General features: G+C 44.7%; 17 protein-coding genes and 1 pseudogene. 3 read left to right on the top strand and 15 right to left on the bottom strand.

Annotated elements, in window-relative coordinates:
• Window positions 1-15: 15 nt before the first annotated feature.
• From ACW6QF_RS10240 to ACW6QF_RS10200, 9 genes are all read right to left on the bottom strand, one after another.
• Window positions 16-351, bottom strand: a complete 336-nt coding sequence (locus ACW6QF_RS10240) for a helix-turn-helix domain-containing protein (RefSeq protein ID WP_456087740.1) — start codon at window positions 349-351, stop codon at window positions 16-18.
• Window positions 352-372: 21 nt separating this feature from the next.
• Complete coding sequence (locus ACW6QF_RS10235; protein WP_456087739.1) at window positions 373-867, bottom strand: DUF3836 domain-containing protein; 495 nt, start codon at window positions 865-867, stop codon at window positions 373-375.
• Window positions 868-966: 99 nt separating this feature from the next.
• Window positions 967-2,289 (bottom strand): TolC family protein, encoded by a 1,323-nt coding sequence (locus ACW6QF_RS10230; protein WP_456087738.1) that lies wholly within the window; start codon window positions 2,287-2,289, stop codon window positions 967-969.
• Between the two features lie 364 nt (window positions 2,290-2,653).
• On the bottom strand, window positions 2,654-4,816 hold the full coding sequence (locus ACW6QF_RS10225; RefSeq protein ID WP_456087737.1) for a peptidase domain-containing ABC transporter: 2,163 nt from the start codon (window positions 4,814-4,816) through the stop codon (window positions 2,654-2,656).
• 15 nt (window positions 4,817-4,831) lie between these two features.
• Window positions 4,832-6,001, bottom strand: a complete 1,170-nt coding sequence (locus ACW6QF_RS10220; RefSeq protein WP_456087736.1) for an HlyD family secretion protein — start codon at window positions 5,999-6,001, stop codon at window positions 4,832-4,834.
• Window positions 6,002-7,168: 1,167 nt separating this feature from the next.
• Window positions 7,169-7,306 carry a hypothetical protein gene (locus ACW6QF_RS10215; RefSeq protein WP_456087735.1) on the bottom strand — a complete coding sequence of 46 codons (138 nt, stop codon included), beginning with the start codon at window positions 7,304-7,306 and terminating at the stop codon, window positions 7,169-7,171.
• Window positions 7,307-7,330: 24 nt separating this feature from the next.
• Window positions 7,331-7,498 carry a hypothetical protein gene (locus ACW6QF_RS10210; RefSeq protein ID WP_456087734.1) on the bottom strand — a complete coding sequence of 56 codons (168 nt, stop codon included), beginning with the start codon at window positions 7,496-7,498 and terminating at the stop codon, window positions 7,331-7,333.
• A gap of 189 nt (window positions 7,499-7,687) precedes the next feature.
• On the bottom strand, window positions 7,688-7,849 hold the full coding sequence (locus ACW6QF_RS10205; protein ID WP_456087733.1) for a hypothetical protein: 162 nt from the start codon (window positions 7,847-7,849) through the stop codon (window positions 7,688-7,690).
• 508 nt (window positions 7,850-8,357) lie between these two features.
• Window positions 8,358-8,498 carry a hypothetical protein gene (locus tag ACW6QF_RS10200; RefSeq protein WP_456087732.1) on the bottom strand — a complete coding sequence of 47 codons (141 nt, stop codon included), beginning with the start codon at window positions 8,496-8,498 and terminating at the stop codon, window positions 8,358-8,360.
• Window positions 8,499-9,007: 509 nt separating this feature from the next.
• Here ACW6QF_RS10200 and ACW6QF_RS10195 point away from each other — a divergent pair.
• Both ACW6QF_RS10195 and ACW6QF_RS10190 read left to right on the top strand, forming a co-directional pair.
• The gene (locus ACW6QF_RS10195; protein WP_456087731.1) at window positions 9,008-9,955 is read left to right on the top strand and encodes a sensor histidine kinase; all 948 of its coding nucleotides are present in this window, start codon (window positions 9,008-9,010) and stop codon (window positions 9,953-9,955) included.
• Window positions 9,952-10,317 (top strand): annotated as a pseudogene (locus tag ACW6QF_RS10190) (response regulator transcription factor); the annotation flags it as partial. The gene ACW6QF_RS10195 and the pseudogene ACW6QF_RS10190, both read left to right, overlap by 4 nt.
• A 135-nt stretch (window positions 10,318-10,452) precedes the next feature.
• On the opposite strand, the gene ACW6QF_RS10185 reads toward ACW6QF_RS10190, so the two are convergent.
• The 6 genes from ACW6QF_RS10185 to ACW6QF_RS10160 form a co-directional block, all read right to left on the bottom strand.
• Window positions 10,453-10,713, bottom strand: a complete 261-nt coding sequence (locus tag ACW6QF_RS10185) for a hypothetical protein (protein ID WP_456087730.1) — start codon at window positions 10,711-10,713, stop codon at window positions 10,453-10,455.
• Window positions 10,710-11,726 carry a type II toxin-antitoxin system HipA family toxin gene (locus tag ACW6QF_RS10180; protein WP_456087729.1) on the bottom strand — a complete coding sequence of 339 codons (1,017 nt, stop codon included), beginning with the start codon at window positions 11,724-11,726 and terminating at the stop codon, window positions 10,710-10,712. Before ACW6QF_RS10180 ends, ACW6QF_RS10185 begins: the two co-directional genes overlap by 4 nt.
• On the bottom strand, window positions 11,723-12,049 hold the full coding sequence (locus ACW6QF_RS10175) for a HipA N-terminal domain-containing protein (protein WP_456087728.1): 327 nt from the start codon (window positions 12,047-12,049) through the stop codon (window positions 11,723-11,725). The genes ACW6QF_RS10180 and ACW6QF_RS10175 overlap by 4 nt, the downstream gene beginning before the upstream one ends.
• On the bottom strand, window positions 12,046-12,252 hold the full coding sequence (locus ACW6QF_RS10170; RefSeq protein ID WP_298553974.1) for a helix-turn-helix transcriptional regulator: 207 nt from the start codon (window positions 12,250-12,252) through the stop codon (window positions 12,046-12,048). The genes ACW6QF_RS10175 and ACW6QF_RS10170 overlap by 4 nt, the downstream gene beginning before the upstream one ends.
• A gap of 86 nt (window positions 12,253-12,338) precedes the next feature.
• A complete protein-coding gene (locus tag ACW6QF_RS10165; RefSeq protein ID WP_456087727.1) occupies window positions 12,339-14,831 on the bottom strand; it encodes a carboxypeptidase regulatory-like domain-containing protein in 2,493 nt (830 codons plus the stop codon).
• Between the two features lie 19 nt (window positions 14,832-14,850).
• The gene (locus ACW6QF_RS10160) at window positions 14,851-15,708 is read right to left on the bottom strand and encodes a GLPGLI family protein (RefSeq protein ID WP_456087726.1); all 858 of its coding nucleotides are present in this window, start codon (window positions 15,706-15,708) and stop codon (window positions 14,851-14,853) included.
• A gap of 202 nt (window positions 15,709-15,910) precedes the next feature.
• Between ACW6QF_RS10160 and ACW6QF_RS10155 the strand changes: the two genes are divergently transcribed.
• Entirely contained in the window at window positions 15,911-16,723 is an 813-nt protein-coding gene (locus ACW6QF_RS10155; protein WP_456087725.1) for a KilA-N domain-containing protein, read from the top strand.
• Window positions 16,724-16,881: the final 158 nt, after the last annotated feature.

Genomic DNA, 16,881 nt, shown 5'->3' with positions numbered 1-16,881 from the left:
GTATTTCTGTCTCTTTTACATTCGCAAAGATAGGTCGGCTCTGTGCAACCTCCTTGCACGTTCGAAATAAAGTTCAATATTTCCGCCATAAATGTAACTTTTTTCTTTGGAAGTAAGCGGACTGACTTTGATGATAAGTTCCAATTCAAAGTTATTTGCATAATAGAACGTGCATTTAGTACGGTCGTATGCAATTTCTGCTCCGAAATCTTTTAGTTCATCTAACAAATAGTATAATGATCGGCGGCTGATATGTAGTCGTTCTGCAAATTCGGCAGGAGTTCCTGTTGCTGATTTTTGGATCATGCGATGTATCCGTTGTGCCCGATCGATTGTTTCAAACAGTTGCATAATGACGGGAATAATTAATTTTCATTTTATCCGGTTATCCGTATATAAAAGTTCATGAGTCGGATCGTATGCTGCCATCCGGCTGACGAGGTTCCAGTTCTCGTCTTTTTCGTTCCAGGTATAGTTGCATACGCTAAGTACATGTTCGTCCAATTGCGAATAAATGATTTTGTCTTCCTGATCGGAGTAGCTGTTCGTGCGGCTGTCCCATTTCATGCAGGTGACGCTTGTTTCCGTCAAATCGTACTTGTATTCCAGGCGATATGCATTTCCCCATTCGTCGGACGCCGGATCCCACGCCTGGACTTCTTTGGCTGTCAAGCGCTTTTGCGAGTCGTAGTCATATCGGTAACGGAGTCTCTTTTGGAAATTGCCGTCATCGTTTTTCTTGAAAACAGTTTTTGCACATACTTCCTGCCGGTCGTTGAACTCGGTGTTATAAATAAATTGGTCACCTCCGATATTAGTATCGAATAAAGAAAGAACCATTGCAGCTGTGATTGTAATTGCATCCATTGTCGTTTATTTTTTGAGATTAATACTTTGTTTCTTTTATCTATGGCAAAAGTAGGCAGACGATATCCGCCGGTATGTTATCGTTACGTTATCTTTAGGTTAATTCGTGCCGGCAAGTTCCCGGCAAGCATAAAAATTCAGAATCCTGTTTTTCAGCAAACAAGTATATTTGGCCTGAGCCTGGGCGGAGAGCGCGTTTGCCAGTTTCATCTTGCTCTCGTTATATTCGAATACGGTCGATTTGCCGGCGGCATATTTTTCTTGTGCGTACCGGTGGGCCTCTGTGTTTGCTTCGACCGAGCGGGTTGTCGATTCATATTTTTCATATGCGGAAACAGCGTCCGTATAAGCTTTCTCGATATCTTTATAAAGCGCTTTCTTTTCTTCTTCCAGGGCGAGCAGGGCATTATCGGCCTGAACTTTGGCAGTGCGGATATCGTTACGCGTGGAGAAGCGGTTGAACAGCGGAATGCTGAGCGTGATGTAGATGCTCTTCTGCATATTGTTTTGCAGTTGCCGGCCGAAGGAAGCGTTTAAAGTTTGGTCCGAATGGTAATAGCCGCTACTGATCCCGGCTCCCAGCGAAAGGGAGGGATAATAGCCGGAACGGGCGATTGCGATGGACTTCCTGCTGCTTTCTACCTTATATTGTGCTTGTTTGATCTGGGGCATGCAAGTCAATGCGGCGTGATAGACTTCGTCCGGCTGCAAAGAGACCGTTTCCGGATTTCCGGTCCGAACCGGAACTATCCGGAACGAATCCATGTCGTTTAGTTCCATTAGCTGCATGAGTTCCAGCTTGGATAGCCGCAGCGTGTTGACGGCTTCCGTGACCGTAAGTTCGTCATCTGCCAGTTGTGCCCGTACATCATATAATTGTGAATGCGGGACTTTTCCGTGGTCTATCAGAAATTGCGTTTTTGCGATTTGTTCTTCCGTCAGGAGTACTTGTTGGCGGGCTATTTCAGCTATTTCGCTGTCCAGCAGGATCTGGAAATAGCAGGAGACGATGTTCAGTGACAAATCGTTTCGGGTTACTTCCGTCCCGGCGATTTGTGCGGACAGGTCATATCTGTTTTTTGTGATGGAATGGAATCGTTTCAGACCGTCAAACAATACTATTTCGGATGATAAGGATAGAGAAGTGCTTTGCGCGTTCGTCTCGTCATACGTGTTGTTTTTGTTTAGCGAACGGCCGAAATCCATCTTTTGCGTCGTTCCTGCCTGCAGGTTGGGCAAAAAACTGCTTTTTAAGTTATTACGTTCAATATTTAATCTTTTGATTTCGTTTTTCTGCTTTTTTATGCTGATGTTGTGATCCAGTGCATAGTCGATACATTGCTGTAATGTCCATGTTTCCTGTGCGGAAACGTTGGCCATAAGCAATGATAAAAATAAAGAAAGAATGATTGTTCGTTTCATGTGTATGTCTGATTACTTTGTTTGTCGCAAAAGTAGCGGGATGATAATAGGAATCAGGTTATCGGTATGTTATCATTAGGTTAACGGCTCCATCATCCGAAAGTGGCAAAATGCGGATTTGATGCTTTTGAAAATATATTAAATCGTACAATAACCTCATTAAAATGGCATGTTTTTGTATTCTGTTCTATATTAGGTCTTTGTAGAAATGTATGTTTGTTAAAAAATATTACCCTTGCGTGAAAATCGATTTTCATGGCAATGTGTTTCGATTTGGACCAACGGGTATTTTAATGAATCGTACAATAAGTAATAGATGACAATAAGTTCATGTTAACGTAAAAGGCGAACGTGCCTGCGCCCTTTACGTCAACATGTCGAATTGTTCGTTCCAGAGTTGGTTGTAGATGCCGCCGGAGCTGCATAGTTCGTGGTGCGTGCCGGTTTCCGTTACCTGTCCGTGGTCGAGGACGACAATCCGGTCTGCAGCCTTTATCGTGCTCAGGCGATGGGCAATGACGATGACTGTTTTGCCTTCATGTGCCAGTTTGTCTAAAGTTTGCTTGACAAACTTTTCAGAAATGGAATCGAGTGAAGAGGTTGCTTCGTCGAAGATCAGGATTTCCGGCTCTTTATATAAGGCACGGGCAATGGCGATCCGTTGGCGTTCTCCACCGGAAAGGGAAGTCCCGTGCTCTCCTATGTATGTCATATATCCTTTGGGTAAACGTTCGATAAAAGATGCCAATCCAAGTTGGTCGATCAGGTCGACGATCCGTTTCATATCCGGATGCAGGTCGCCGACAGCGATGTTTTCCACGATTGTTCCGGCAAACAACTCGATCTGTTGCGGTACGGTGCCGACCCGGCTGCGCAGGCTCCGGTTGTCGATCTGGGCGATGTCGTAGTTGCCGATCCGGATTTGGCCGGCCTGTATCGGATAGATATGTTGCAGCAAAGAAATTAAGGTGGTCTTGCCGGAGCCGCTTGTACCGATGATGGCGGTTGTTTTTCCTTTTTCGATGGTCAGATTTAATGTTTCGAATACCTGCTTGCGGGAGCCGTAGCGGAAGGAAACGTTTTCGAACGTGATGTCACCGATCATGTCCGGTTCAAGTGTGATTTTCTGTTCGTCATCCTGTTCGCGTTCCAGGTCCATGATCTGGAACAAACGGTCCGCAGCGATCAGGGCGTCCTGAATGGTCTGGTTGGAAGTGATCAGCGAACCGATAGGCGAAAGGACATAGCCGACCAGCGAATAGAACACCATCAACGTCCCCGGCGTCAATTCCTGGTCGACAACCAAGATGCTGCCTATCCATAAAATAGCGATTGTTATGCCGGTCGACACAAACTGGATGCCTCCCTGTGCCAGGATCGCCCCATGAATGCTGCGGTATGTGTTTTTCAACAAATGGACAAACCTGCTTTCTGTTTTCAGGTTGGCAAAGTCTTCGATACCGAAACGTTTGATTGTGGTGATCGAGTTGATCGATTCTACTAATTGAGATTCCAGATCGGCGCTGCTCTCCATAATGCTACGTTGGTATTTCCGGTTCAATTTATTGAAGGCCCAATAAATGAGATAGAACAAAGGAGCTGATACCAGCGTGATTAACGCTAATTTCCAGGAATAGACGAACATCAGGCAGACGGAAAATATGAGAATCATCATGTTTACCACTAAGTCCAGCGATACGTTGTTGATGAAGTTGCGGATTTTCACGGCGTCGTTCACACGCGAAATGATTTCGCCGACGCGCATCGTGTCGAAAAACTGTTGAGGCAGCGTGAGCAGGTGCTTGTAGTATCCCAGGATAAGGGCGGCGTCTATGCGCTGTCCGGTCTTTAAAGCCAGGATGCTTTTCATCGCCCCGACAAACGTCCGGAGCAGCAGGATCAGCAGCATGACGATCCCCATCAGGTTCAACAGGTTCAGGTTCTTATCCACCAAGACATAATCGGTTATCTTCCCGACATATACAGAAGTGGATAATCCCAAAATACTATATATGAATGCGCCGAATAGAGCCTGGAACATTACATTCTTGTGTGGCATCAATAACGACAGGAACTTCCGTGTCATACTTATTTTCTGATTACCCTTTTGAAATGTTTCTTCCGGTTCCATGAGAACCAGTACGCCCGTCCATTCTTTCTTGAATTCTTCATTTGTTTTCTGATGCATCCGCCCGTCTCCCGGGTCCATATACGTGATATGCGTCTCCGTGACTTTATAGATCACGACGAAATGTTGCAGCACTTCTTTGACTACGATATGCGCGATTGTCGGTTTGGGTACAATTTGCAGTGCTTCGAACTGGGCGCGTACCCCTTTGGCAGACAGTCCCAATTTGTTTGCTGCCTCAATCAATCCTAATATATTGGTCCCTTTCTGATCGGTAAAAGCATATTGACGGATGCGGGCTACCGGAAATTGCAGCCCGTAATAGGCGCATACGGAAGCCAGGCAGGCGGCTCCGCAGTCGGTGATATCGTGCTGTTTGATCTTAATTCCTTTTTTCATCTTCTTTTAGTGTGTTTAATTATTTGCAATCATTGTGTTGGAGTTATATTGTACGGGGTTTGCCCAGTCGTCTATCTTCTGGTACAGCAGGTCGAAGAGGGAGCGTTCCGTGATCATGAAATGTGCGCTGACAGTCATCCCTTTTTTCAGGACGCCTTTTTTGCCGCTTTTGCGGAGCGTCAGGTAATCCCGTTCCATGCTGCATTTTACTTTGTAGAAAGAGTTACCCTTGCTATCGGTCAGGAAATCGGACGAGATATCTTTTACCTTTCCGGGGATCGTACCCCATTCGTTGTAGTTGAACGATTCCACTTGCATGTTGACCGGCATGCCGGGATAGAGGAACCCGATGTTGCGGGGTGTCACATATACTTCCACGCAAAGGGTCGAATCCGGACTGACGACGGCAAGTGACTGCCCTGCCTGGATGTTGCTGCCCCGGTAGATGCCGGAGAACTGGTCGATCGTCCCGTCCACCGGACTGCGTACGATGTAGAGGTCTTTTTCCTTTTCTTCCTGCCGGAGGTTGGTGTTCATTTCGTTATACTGGTTCCGGTAGGTGTTCAGGTCGGTTTGCCAGGTGCTTAATTGGCTTTCCTGCAGGGATGCCAGTTCGCTTTGACGGCTTTTATACTGGAAATAATATTTGTCGTATTCTTCTTCGGAGATCACCTTTTTCTCAAAGAGGGTTTTATTACGTTGATATTCCTTTTCTGCTTGTGCCAAAGTCGTTTCAAGCTCTTTTTTGCGGCGGATAAAATAGCTGTATTCCTGTTGCCGGACGGGAGAACGGAAAACGGACGGTGTTTGTCCTTCTGCCAGGAAAGCGAGGTCGGCCAGATGGGCTTCATAATCTTTGATCCGGTTTGTCTGGTAGTTGATCTTATAGTCGCTGTTATTTGTCCGGAAGCGCAGGAGCACGTCGCCTTTCCTCACTTGTTGCCCTTCCCTCACGAACACGGAGTCTACATATTCGGTGATAGCCGCCTTGATTTCGGTCTTTTCGGTTACCGGCCGTACCACTCCGCCGCCCTGTACGGAAATATCCACATAGACGAAAGGCAATGCGATGATCGTGGCTGTAATGGCCGCCAATACAACCCAGTAGATAACTTGCGATTTTGTCGTGTGTTGATAGATGTACGTCTCGATGCTGTTCTCTATCCATTCGTTCGGTAATAACATGATCTTATTTGTTTTATGGTTTATACGTTGTTATTGTGTCACAAAGGTATAAAGCGCATAAAGCGGGGAATGTTATCGGTAGGTTAATGTTAGGTTAACGAAAAAATGGAGAGAGATGATTTGTTTTGAATTAAAAGGATTGTACTCTCTATTTGCTCCAATAATGTCTGAATGCGTATAATGTCAAACTGTCGTATTCGCCTTCCTCGTATTCGTCTGTATGTGCTCATTTGCCGGAATGGCTACGGATAGAAGCGGGAAACAGAGTTCGCTAATGTCGTTTTGTTCTCAGGATCATCGGAAAATTTCTTTTCTGTCATGGAGGAACTGGAACGGTACAGAAGAAATGGATGAGCGTGTCGGCTGGAAAGATGGATTCCTGTCAAAGTGTCAATCATAAATGGCCTGCTCTATAGAGCTTGTGAGGTGTTAAAATTGTTTTCAAATGCCTTTCAGGCGCTTTTTAACAATGCTTTTTTCTTTGTTTCAGTTCGTCCGGGAAAATCATTCAGATGATTTTCCGGATTCATCCGTATGGTTTGCCTAAAACATCCGTATGGTTTTGCCAAACTATTCAGATCATTTGAATAATCATTCAGATGATTTGGAGAAAAAAGTACAAAAACAAGGGAGCTTTAGGCTGAAAAGACTGAAAATAAGAATTTGCCTGTAAGAAAGAACGCCCAATACAAATTAAATTGACGGTAAAGAGTTTGTTTTGCTACAAATCTGCGTTTCATAAAAGACTAACATACAACAAGACGATCGGTGATTCTTGCCATTCGTTTGATAATAACATGATCTTATTTGTTTTATGGTTTATGCGTTGTTATTGGGGCATAAAGGTATGAAGAGCATAAAATGGAGAATGTTATCGGTGGGTTAACAAAGAAAAGCGGCAGAAAGTATCAAACTTTTCTACCGCTTTTTTATTTTACCTAATTTTTACCAGGTCTTAATATACGGGCAAAATTCATAAGAAAAAATATTATAATAAATATTGTTCTTAAAATAGAAGCCAGTGATAATGAGTATGATCTATGTAGTATAGGGACTATATCTTCTGGTAAAATGATATTTGGTAATGAACATTTAAAAATAGTAAGTAAACATATTCCAGTAATTAGAATAAAATTTGCTATACTGTTTATTTGATTTTTTGTAAAGTTAATCCTTCCCCATTTCATAGCATTTTTCTAATGCATCTACATACAATGTTACAGCAACCAATGCACATTCGATTATTATTTTGTATGGAATTCCGCCATTTGTATTTATTAATTCTTGATTATTAAGTTCTTGCATAATGATGTTTTTTTGTTGTTAATACTAATTTACCATAGTTACTATTGTGTAGACTATAAGCCCTCCAGGGCCAGCATAAAAGGCACAATATAATGCTTCTTGCCAGTGCCATTCTCCGTTACCACCGTTGATTTTTGTCATTTCATGAATGGTAAGCTCTTGTATTTCAGTGTTTATTTGTAATTGTTTCATGTGACTGTTGTTTTTAATATGTTAAAATAATATTTTATAGAATCCAATCAATAGGAAATTCAGGTTTCAACTTGTCGATAATCCAATCGATAACTCCGCCGCCATTCACTTCTACACTTTCTTTTTCTGTTAACTCTTTCATGATTTTATAAATTTAAAATTAGACATAAATAATGATTCTACCAAATTTTAGTGGATATGTGTTAGTTTTTTCAACTCATCCAGTGGGCTTGGGTTGCTTGGACAGCAAGAGCAAGTGCCCGGTTCGGGAGGGATGCAACCTCCGTTAATACTTGATTTTTCAGCATTTGTCAGTTCTGACAATTCTTTTGTTTCTTTTTTCTGTTTCATAACGTTGTTAATTTATTTGTTAGTAAAAATTGTTGTTCTTTGTTGAGTTGGTACAAAGTAGAGTGGCTGTCTTGCCTCGAATGTTAACCGTACGTAGTAATGCATTTACTAACTTCGGGGGCTGACAGGCTTTTCCGGGGAAGCGTTCGCTCTATCTTTGATCCTTTTTCATAAAGTGAAATTTTAAATAGTTAGTAATATTGTTGTTTTATCTCTTTTGATATTGCAAAGATAAACCGGTTGTTCCTTCTTGAATGTTATCCTTACGTTATCGTTAGGTTAAAAATGTGATCTCTGTTTGTTTGATTCTTTCTGCTGCCCGGATCCGGAGAACCGGGCAGCATTGCCGGACATAGAGAAGAACCGGATATTTACAGCCTCCTGGATCGGGCTTCTTGATTATGACTTGTATTGTTTTCATGTTTTTGAATGTTACTTGTTCGTTTTTGATATTGCAAAGATAGGGTGGCAGATTTGCCTCGAATGTTAACCGTACGTTATCGTTAGGTTAAGAAATTAATATCCTGACAAGTTTCCCATTTTTTAAGACCCATTTGTAGATACCTTTTTCTTCTGTTGAACTCCCTCCTGAAATTGTTTGTTGTTCTTTCTTTGTAAGTTCTTGAAATAAAAAATCGATAGATTTCATGTTTTTTTATTTTATGTTAATGCTATTTTGTTTGTTTGATGTTGCAAAGATATGGCTGTTTAAAATGCAAATATGTTATCAAAAGGTTATCTAATATTATCGGAATGTTATATATTTGCGGCATGAATATCATGAAAAGAGTATATATAGTAAAATTTATTACGGCATTAGGCTTATTAGCGATATTATCGTTGCAGATAATATGGTTATATAATATGTATATACTTCTGTGGAATGATATCAAGGAGAAAGCAGAAGAGCAACTTTGGGTCTCTGCAGAATTAGAGGTAATATATAGGGTAGAGAGCATGCCAGATTCTGATCAGCCGAGAGAAATATTATCTGGTCCCATAGAAGACGCAGGAAATCTAACGAAAATGATTGTCCCTTTGCATGAATCTTTGATCCAATGGGGTTTCCCTATTGATATGTCCCAATTAGATAGTATTTATACCTCTAAATTAAAAGAACAGCATATACAAACAGATATAGTTCTGAATTATATAAATATGAAGGATCAGTCTGTAATTCAATCTGCCGGTTCTTCTGGCATATCTTCTTTGGGTTCTATCAAAACAGAGATCATCCCCATCCGGCAAGACGGCTCCGAAGGCATCCAAGCTGTAATATTGAATCCTTATGTGACAATCTTCGAACGAATGGGGCTGATATTGATTGCCACAGCCCTTATAATGGTATTTGTTGCTGCCTGTATCGTCTATCAAATCAAGGTAATCTTTTTTCAAAACAAAATCGCCAAGCTACGGGAAGATTTTTCGTATGCAATGGTTCATGATATGAAGACTCCTCTTAGTTCGATTCAGTTGGGACTCCGTCTTTTGTATAGTAATAAACAGACCGGGGAAAAACGGGAAAAAAGTTTTCAGATTGTGGAGGATGAAGTCGCTCATTTGTTGGCTTTGACAAATAAGGTGTTGACTCTGTCAAAGATAGAAAGTGGAAAGTTGAAGCTTGATAAGAAGAAGTTTCGGATTGCCCCGGTTATCAATGATTTGATAGAGAAGTTTTCGGTGAAAGCGGGTAAAGAGACTCTGTTTTCTACCGATATACGGCAAGAACTGGTATATGGTGACGAAGAGTTTCTGAAAGAAGCGATCAGCAACCTGATCGACAATGCCATCAAATATTCCGGAGATTCCGTCCGGATCGATATTTCGGTCGGTTCGGATGATACTTATACATGGATCAGGGTGAAAGATAACGGATTCGGTATCTCGCACCAAGATCAGAAAAAGATTTTCGAGAAGTTCGAGCGGGCGGCAGCTATCGACCGGAACCGTAAGGGGGGAGCTGCCGGTTTCGGCCTGGGGCTGAACTATGTCTACCGGGTGGCCGAAGCGCATGGCGGGGAAGTCCGTGTGTTCAGTATCGAAGGTCAATCCAGCGAGTTTACGATTTATTTACCTATACTAATCCAAACAATTGAAATAGTATGATTAAGCTGTTATTGGTGGAAGATGATGCCAGCTTGTGCTACATGGTGAAATCATCTCTTGAAGATTTGATCGGAGGCTATGAAGTGATCATTGCTAACAATGGAAAAGAAGGGCTGGATGCTTGGAAAAAGCATCATCCGGACATTATCGTGACCGATATAGAGATGCCTGTAATGGATGGCAGGGAGATGGTTTCCAGAATACGGGAGATAGACGGCGATACGCCTCTTTTATTTGCTTCCGGCCATGTCACCCCGAAAGATGTGATAGAGGGATATCAGATCGGAGCCAATAATTATATCAAAAAGCCTTTTATCGCGGAAGAAATGGATGCGCATATCCGTGGACTGTTGAGATCCAGACCATAAGATCGGCCGGATTGAAGTTGGTGGAAAAATAATCCTCTATCATCCGGTAAGCCTCCCGGATGATAGCTGGCTGGAAGCCGTTGATTTCCAATAAACGGATGGTGTTGCGTTGGTAAAGGGGACCGCTCTTTAGTTTGTAGTCGAACGAGAAGGTTTCATCTTGGATAACTTCGCTGAAATGGTATAGGTCGTATTCTGTGTCGAGCAATGTTGCCAGTTCCACGTCATCCCCAGGAGTTTGATCAGTTGGGTATGGAATGTATGTGATTGAGACTCTTCGGTTTGAATGCGTAATGGATAACAGCATTCCGCCTTCTCGATCTCCCCTTTTGTCAGGTTGAAGTCCCCCGACTTTATTTCTCCTGTGTAGTTGTTCGCTTTTCGTTTCATTGGCTGTGATTGCTTGATCTTCTCAACCGATTGAGCCTTTCAGTGTAACTGCTCCAATACATTCGTTTTAACTTCTCATCCAGAAAAGAATTGGCAATAAGTTCTTTTACCTTGGCCTGCTCTTCAAGAAAAGGCTTGATAGCTTTGTCTATTATGTTCTGTGGAAGTCCTATCTGTCTACCGAAGCGGATAAAATCCGTTTGGCAGGGATGCCCTTTTTGTTCGTAAACGTCTGATCTTTCTATCTGCTCGGATAAGCCGCCTTGCAATGCAAAGTCGCCTTCGTTGATATGAAGTGAAGTATTCAGTAAATCGTATGCAGGTGTCAATATGTAATCTCCGTCTTCTGTTTGTTGCAATGAGAAGTTCTTTAGATGTGCGTCGTCGTTCGAAAAGAGATAATTGAATAGGACAAGTACGAAGAAGCGGGCTGTTTCGATTTGCCAGGCTTTTACATATTGCTTGATCTTGTTAGCGATGTCTTCGTAAGTTCCTGTATATTTATAATCTGCGCCATGAGTTGTTTCGTTTTTACCGGTTAAAGAGGCAAAGTCTTCCTGTGCCAGCTTCTTGCCAGTGGGTAAAACATCAAATCTCTTGGTCAGATAAGCTGGTTCACCGTCACTGAAAAAGAACATTCCGTTTTCCGCAGTGCTGATTTTATAGACTTGGCGGGCTATTTGCATGGTCAGGCTCTCGTTTGCAGGCAGTTGCTTCCGGTTTCTGATACGGCGGTCTGTTGGTGCGGGTTTTATGATATACGTTCCTTGCATCCCCTGGGGGGTCAAGGTAATTCGGGCATCTTTGATGACGGCAGAATATTTTTCCTGAACGCCTGATAAAGATAGTCTACCTACATTTTCATTCAGTTCTTTGATTGTATTCTCTTCCGAAATGGTAAAGTCGGTCTGGTGACTGACTTTTATTCCGGCAAACAGGCTTTTTATTGCAGCGGGACAATAGGTTTGAAAGCCTGCCTTCAAAGTGGACGGACATACATGGATATCTTTCATTTTGCAATCTTTTTTATCAATACATTTCCGATCGTATCTGTGTCGGCTGTGGCCAGTAATAAACCGAATAAATCGTTTTTGTCTATTTTATGCAACCGGCATTGTACCTCTTTATTACTTCCTTCCGCCAGCATATTGGTAAAGAACGGAAACAGGTAATCCGATTGATAAGCCTCCTGCCTTTTGGGCAACGTCAGCGAAACAGCCGGTGCAGAGGCCTCTTCCAAATACTCTTTTGTGTAACTGAACTGATAGCTGCCTTTACCTTTCTCTATCAGTATACCGGCAAGCCGGTCGTTTACGAAAACTTCTGCTTTTCTCATCCTTCACTATCCGCTTTTAGTACCAGTTGAACTTCCAGTCCTAATACATCCGCTATTCTGGATAGTGTAGATAAGGAAGGATTGCCGGAATTATCTTCTATTGCAATGATAGTACGCAGACTTATTCCGGAGAAATCTGCCAGATCTTGCTGGGTGATCTTCAGCACAGCGCGTCTCTTTTTTATTTGTTCACCGATGCTCATTGTGCAATATATTACATATTTGAACAAAGATAGGTATAGAATTTGGAATAAACAAGCGTAATGTGCAATATATTGCGCCTTAACATTCAGAACTTGTACCGCACCGACGCCCTGAATTCCCGCGGGCGGATATCGATCCAGGAGGTATAGCTTTCAGTGGCGGAATACTGCGTGTAGCTATATTGCCTCTTATTGAACAGATTGGTGGCTTCGGCTACAAATTGCCAGTTCCCTGTCCTCCACCGGAAGGAAAGGTCGGCGAAGAAAGCGTTGACCGCCTTGCCACGGCTGACGTCATTATGGTAATGGTCTGCCGAGAGATTGATCTCTATGGGGAAAAGTTCGTAGGAGAGCTGGAGCTTTCGGACGATGTTCAGAAGCGGATCGAGGCGTGTGTTCGTACCGATCGAGGATCTGCCGAGGTGGATGGTGGCCTGGTAGCTGGCGGAGAAGCTGCGGACAGGTGTCCAGATGATCTTCGGTTCGTATTGCATGAAATCGTATCGGTAGGGCAACCGTTCGCCGGCACTCAGCTGTTCCGCCTCGCTACGGCCAAGATGATAAGTGAGCGAAGTCTTCAGCCCGTAATCGTAAAGGCCTTTGGAGAGCGTCCCTTTCACGGTCCATCCGGAAGAATGATTGGAGAGGCGGTGGGAGACAAGGGCGACTTGCCCGTCCTGTATCTGCTGTTCGAAGATACGGTCGGACCATCTCCGGTTGTGGTTGAGCGATAGGGTGGCGAAGAATTCGCGCACCGTATTTTTGTATTCTCCGTACAGCGAATAGCTCTGCGTGCGGTTCACCGGCATGATCCCGTTGTTCATTCGGTAATGGCGGTGGTCCGTGCGGTAGGCAGCCGGGTACAGGTCGGCGATGTTTCCGTAGTTTTCGTTATAGTTGGCATGGATGGAGAAACGCCAGGCGTAGTTGAACTTATAGTTGATGTACAGGAACGGATTGGCAGCCAACCGGGAAAAGCCGGCTGCCGGGAAGGTGGTCCATACGAGCGGAAGATGGAACGTCAGATTCCATTTGTGCAGGTTCCATTGGTAGTTCGGTTTGAAATACAGGCTTGTCCCGTTCCTGATCGAATTGAGATCGCCCGTTATGCCGACTGTATATTGCCGTGTCAGGCTCCTTTTCTTGCGCAGGAAAGCGAGTGAATGGTCCAGATAAAGCTGTTGCAAGTTTAACGTCTGCTTGTCCCCGTCTATCAGAATGCGGGCCGGCAGATTGTGATAGCGGAGCAGGGAGCGGAGTTCGAGCGTGTATCTGTCCCGTGTCCGGATGTTTTGCAGGTAGTTGCGTATGCCCATGTCCGGTGTCCGGATGCGTTGGTTGACCAACGAGGCGCCGGAGATACGGGACGTGCCTCTTTCCCAGTTTCCGGAAAGGTTGAAGTCGTTTGTCAGGTAATGGCTTTCGGCGTTGTTTTCCAGGCTCATCGCCACCTCCGCCCGGTCGGTGCGGATGTGCGTGCTGCTTTGTTCCGCCAAGGTAGCCGTATCTTCGGCCTGGTAATAATGGGTGACACTTCCCCTTTCCTGTTGCGTGAGATCATGTAGGTAGTTGGCGTTGAGGCGTAACTGGGTCGTTTCGTCCAGCTTGTACACCCGGTTGCCGGAAAGGGAATGCACGTTGTTAAAGAGCAGCCGTTCCTTTTTCAGCGGTGCGGAGAAGGAGGGCTGCGAAAGGAATGACGGGATCGAAGGGCCTGTTCCCTTTTCGGCTCCTGTTTGTGTAAGTACGTTCTGTTCGTCTGTTACATCGTTCCCCCGGTTATTCCCTTTATAGATATAGGCGGACTGGCTATTCCGGCTGATCTGTATGGCATTGCCCGTGCCTTCCCACAAAAGGGGAGAAGCGCCCAGACCTCCTTCCAACGTGCCCATCCAGCGGTCGCGGAAGTTGTCTTTCAGTTTGAGGTTGATCGCGATATTTTCGGTCGTCAGCTTCTTTTGCAAGGCGCGGATGGGTTGATGGTTCTCCAGTACTTGTACGCTCTTGACGGCATCCGCCTGCAGGTTGTTGGTCAGTTGGTTGTACCGCCCGCCCGTCAGGTCCATTCCTTCCACGTAGAACTGGCTGATGTTTTTCCCGTTGTACGAGATTTTCCCGTCGTCGTCCACGTCCACGCCCGGCAGTTTCTTCAGTACGTCTTTGATCGTTTCGTCTTTCGGGCTGATGAATTGCGACACGTCGTAGTTGATCGTGTCCTGCCGCCCGTAGACGCGCCCCGGACGTATCTCTACCTCTTTCAGCGTGAAAACTTCCGGTTCGAGGCGGATGTGGAGCGTTGCCCCGTTGGTGATCTTTTGCCGGACCGCTTTATATCCTAATAGCGAGACGTGGACGGATAGCGAGTCGTCGGTCTGGTGGAGCGAGAGGGTGAAGGTTCCGTCGGCCTTTGTCAGGGTGTAAGTTAGCGGGAACTGCCGCCCGGCTTTGCGTATCTGCACGGCTGCGGCATCCACCGGCCGGCCGTTTCCGGCATCGGTCACAATCCCTTTGATGGTTTGTTGGGCAGACAGGCTACAGGCGGTGAGCAGGAGAATGGATATATACAGGAGGCTCTTCATTGTTTTGTACTTGTTTCTGTTACTCTTTTTCTATCGGGTTGTAAGGCGTGTTCTTCGGGTGTATCGGCTGTCCGTCTTCCCCTTTGACGATGATCTGCATACCGGGGGAGGTTTCCTTCAGGTAACCGATCGGGTCGGCGGCGAAGCGTTCGTGCACCCGGAGCAGGTCTTTGCGGGAGATCGGTTCGTACTCGCTTCCGGCGAACAGGATGGTTTCCTCTTTGTGGGCTTTCTCGATGCCGGTGCAGACGAAGGTGTAGTGTTTCCGGCTGTCGGAGGCTTTCAGGATCAGGCCGGGCAGTCCTTGCAGTTTCCAGGGGCCTTCGCTGCGGGGGATTTCCGGGGTGTACCAGGCTTCGTAGTTACGCCCCCGAAACCGGCAGGTCGCTTTGTAGCAGGTGTAGGCGAGGAGGGTTGCCGTGTCGGGGTGCAGTTCCCAGACGGGAAGTTCTGTCTTTTCTTCCGAACGGAAGTTGCTGGCGGCGATGGGGTCGAGTTGTGTCAGTTTGCCTTCGGGGTAGTTTTTGTATATCTGGTAGTTCACCTGGCTGTTGCCTTGTTTCATGTGTTCATTGATGATCTCCTGCGAGGCTCCGGTCGCTTTGTCTATTTCGATAAGCGAGTCCACATGGAAACGGGCATAGCTGTAGAACAGGGAACTTTTAGCGCCAACCTTCAACATCATCGTTTCGTCGATATGCCTGTCCTCATGGGCCGTGTCGCCGATGAAGGAGAGTTCGTACTGGGCGGTGAACAATACCTTGTCGATGGGTTTCGCCTTGAGCACTTCGTTCATGTTGTACACACGGATATTGAATTGGGCCTGTGCAGCTCCGCATGCCAATAAAAGAACTGCGGATAATAGGATTCGTTTCATAACCTTAATCGTTTTAGAGTGTTTGTCTGATCGCAAATGTAGCGGACGGCAAACCTCCGGAGCGACTAAAGTTATTACTGAAATATTACGGAGGGATTATTCCTTTACTATCCTTTGGGGAAGAATAATCGAAAAAGATGGGTGGAAGTGTTGTGTTCTCCTGTTTTTAAGATAGCTTTGTAGCTATTAAACCAAATAAGACATGGCAAAAATTACGGTACAGGATACGGAGATTACTGTTGTTGCATATAATGATAATGACTACATCTCGCTTACAGACATGGCAAATGCGAAGAATAGTGAAAGCCGCGCTGCCGATATTATCAAGAATTGGATGCGTAACCGATATACGATTGAGTTTCTCGGTACGTGGGAAATGATTCATAATCCTAATTTTAAAGTGGTCGAATTCGACCACTTTAAAATGCAGGCAGGGTTGCCGAGCTTTGTATTGAGTGCGTCGGAATGGATTGAAAGGACTAATGCCATCGGCCTTGTTGTTAGGAAAGGACGTTATGGAGGAACGTATGCTTATAAAGATATTGCGTTTGAGTTTGGTACGGCAATCAGTGTTCCGTTCAAACTCTATTTAATTGAAGAATTTCAACATCTGAAAGAAAAGGAGCAGGCACAACTTAGTTGGACTGCCAAACGTGAACTGTCTAAAATCAACTACCGCATCCATACCGACGCAATCCGGCAACACCTGATACCTGCGGAAGTAACCGCTAAACAGGCAAGCGTTATCTATGCCAATGAAGCCGATGTCTTGAATGTGGCTATGTTCGGAATGACAGCAAAGATGTGGCAGGAACAGAATCCTGAACTGAAAGGAAATATCCGCGACTATGCTTCCGTAAACGAACTCATTTGCCTCTCGAATATGGAAAACCTCAATGCAGTTTTTATCCACCAAGGCATTCCACAGGGAGAGCGGCTCGTCAAGCTCAATCAGATTGCCATTCAGCAAATGCGAGTATTGGAAGATGATGGAAACAGGAAGTTTCTAAAATAGGCTGGCTATTTGGATTTGAATTGTTTTAGCAAAGTAATATAATATCTGTAATCTTTCATGAAGAATCCTGTATATGGGATCAAAGATACATAAAAAACGGTGATTCCTATGTAAATAGTAGTTTTTTCCGTAAGTTTGTGCAAACTTCTTTCAAGTAA

Source organism: Parabacteroides sp. (assembly GCF_977054455.1).
Note: the sequence above shows the minus strand (reverse complement) of the source record. Positions and strands in the feature narration are given on the sequence as shown.

Coding starts and splice junctions, on each gene's coding strand:
- ACW6QF_RS10240 (WP_456087740.1), bottom strand. CDS start 351: ATGCAACTGTTTGAAACAATCGATCGGGCACAACGGATACATCGCATG.
- ACW6QF_RS10235 (WP_456087739.1), bottom strand. CDS start 867: ATGGATGCAATTACAATCACAGCTGCAATGGTTCTTTCTTTATTCGAT.
- ACW6QF_RS10230 (WP_456087738.1), bottom strand. CDS start 2,289: ATGAAACGAACAATCATTCTTTCTTTATTTTTATCATTGCTTATGGCC.
- ACW6QF_RS10225 (WP_456087737.1), bottom strand. CDS start 4,816: ATGAAAAAAGGAATTAAGATCAAACAGCACGATATCACCGACTGCGGA.
- ACW6QF_RS10220 (WP_456087736.1), bottom strand. CDS start 6,001: ATGTTATTACCGAACGAATGGATAGAGAACAGCATCGAGACGTACATC.
- ACW6QF_RS10215 (WP_456087735.1), bottom strand. CDS start 7,306: ATGCAAGAACTTAATAATCAAGAATTAATAAATACAAATGGCGGAATT.
- ACW6QF_RS10210 (WP_456087734.1), bottom strand. CDS start 7,498: ATGAAACAATTACAAATAAACACTGAAATACAAGAGCTTACCATTCAT.
- ACW6QF_RS10205 (WP_456087733.1), bottom strand. CDS start 7,849: ATGAAACAGAAAAAAGAAACAAAAGAATTGTCAGAACTGACAAATGCT.
- ACW6QF_RS10200 (WP_456087732.1), bottom strand. CDS start 8,498: ATGAAATCTATCGATTTTTTATTTCAAGAACTTACAAAGAAAGAACAA.
- ACW6QF_RS10195 (WP_456087731.1), top strand. CDS start 9,008: ATGAAGGATCAGTCTGTAATTCAATCTGCCGGTTCTTCTGGCATATCT.
- ACW6QF_RS10185 (WP_456087730.1), bottom strand. CDS start 10,713: ATGAAACGAAAAGCGAACAACTACACAGGAGAAATAAAGTCGGGGGAC.
- ACW6QF_RS10180 (WP_456087729.1), bottom strand. CDS start 11,726: ATGAAAGATATCCATGTATGTCCGTCCACTTTGAAGGCAGGCTTTCAA.
- ACW6QF_RS10175 (WP_456087728.1), bottom strand. CDS start 12,049: ATGAGAAAAGCAGAAGTTTTCGTAAACGACCGGCTTGCCGGTATACTG.
- ACW6QF_RS10170 (WP_298553974.1), bottom strand. CDS start 12,252: ATGAGCATCGGTGAACAAATAAAAAAGAGACGCGCTGTGCTGAAGATC.
- ACW6QF_RS10165 (WP_456087727.1), bottom strand. CDS start 14,831: ATGAAGAGCCTCCTGTATATATCCATTCTCCTGCTCACCGCCTGTAGC.
- ACW6QF_RS10160 (WP_456087726.1), bottom strand. CDS start 15,708: ATGAAACGAATCCTATTATCCGCAGTTCTTTTATTGGCATGCGGAGCT.
- ACW6QF_RS10155 (WP_456087725.1), top strand. CDS start 15,911: ATGGCAAAAATTACGGTACAGGATACGGAGATTACTGTTGTTGCATAT.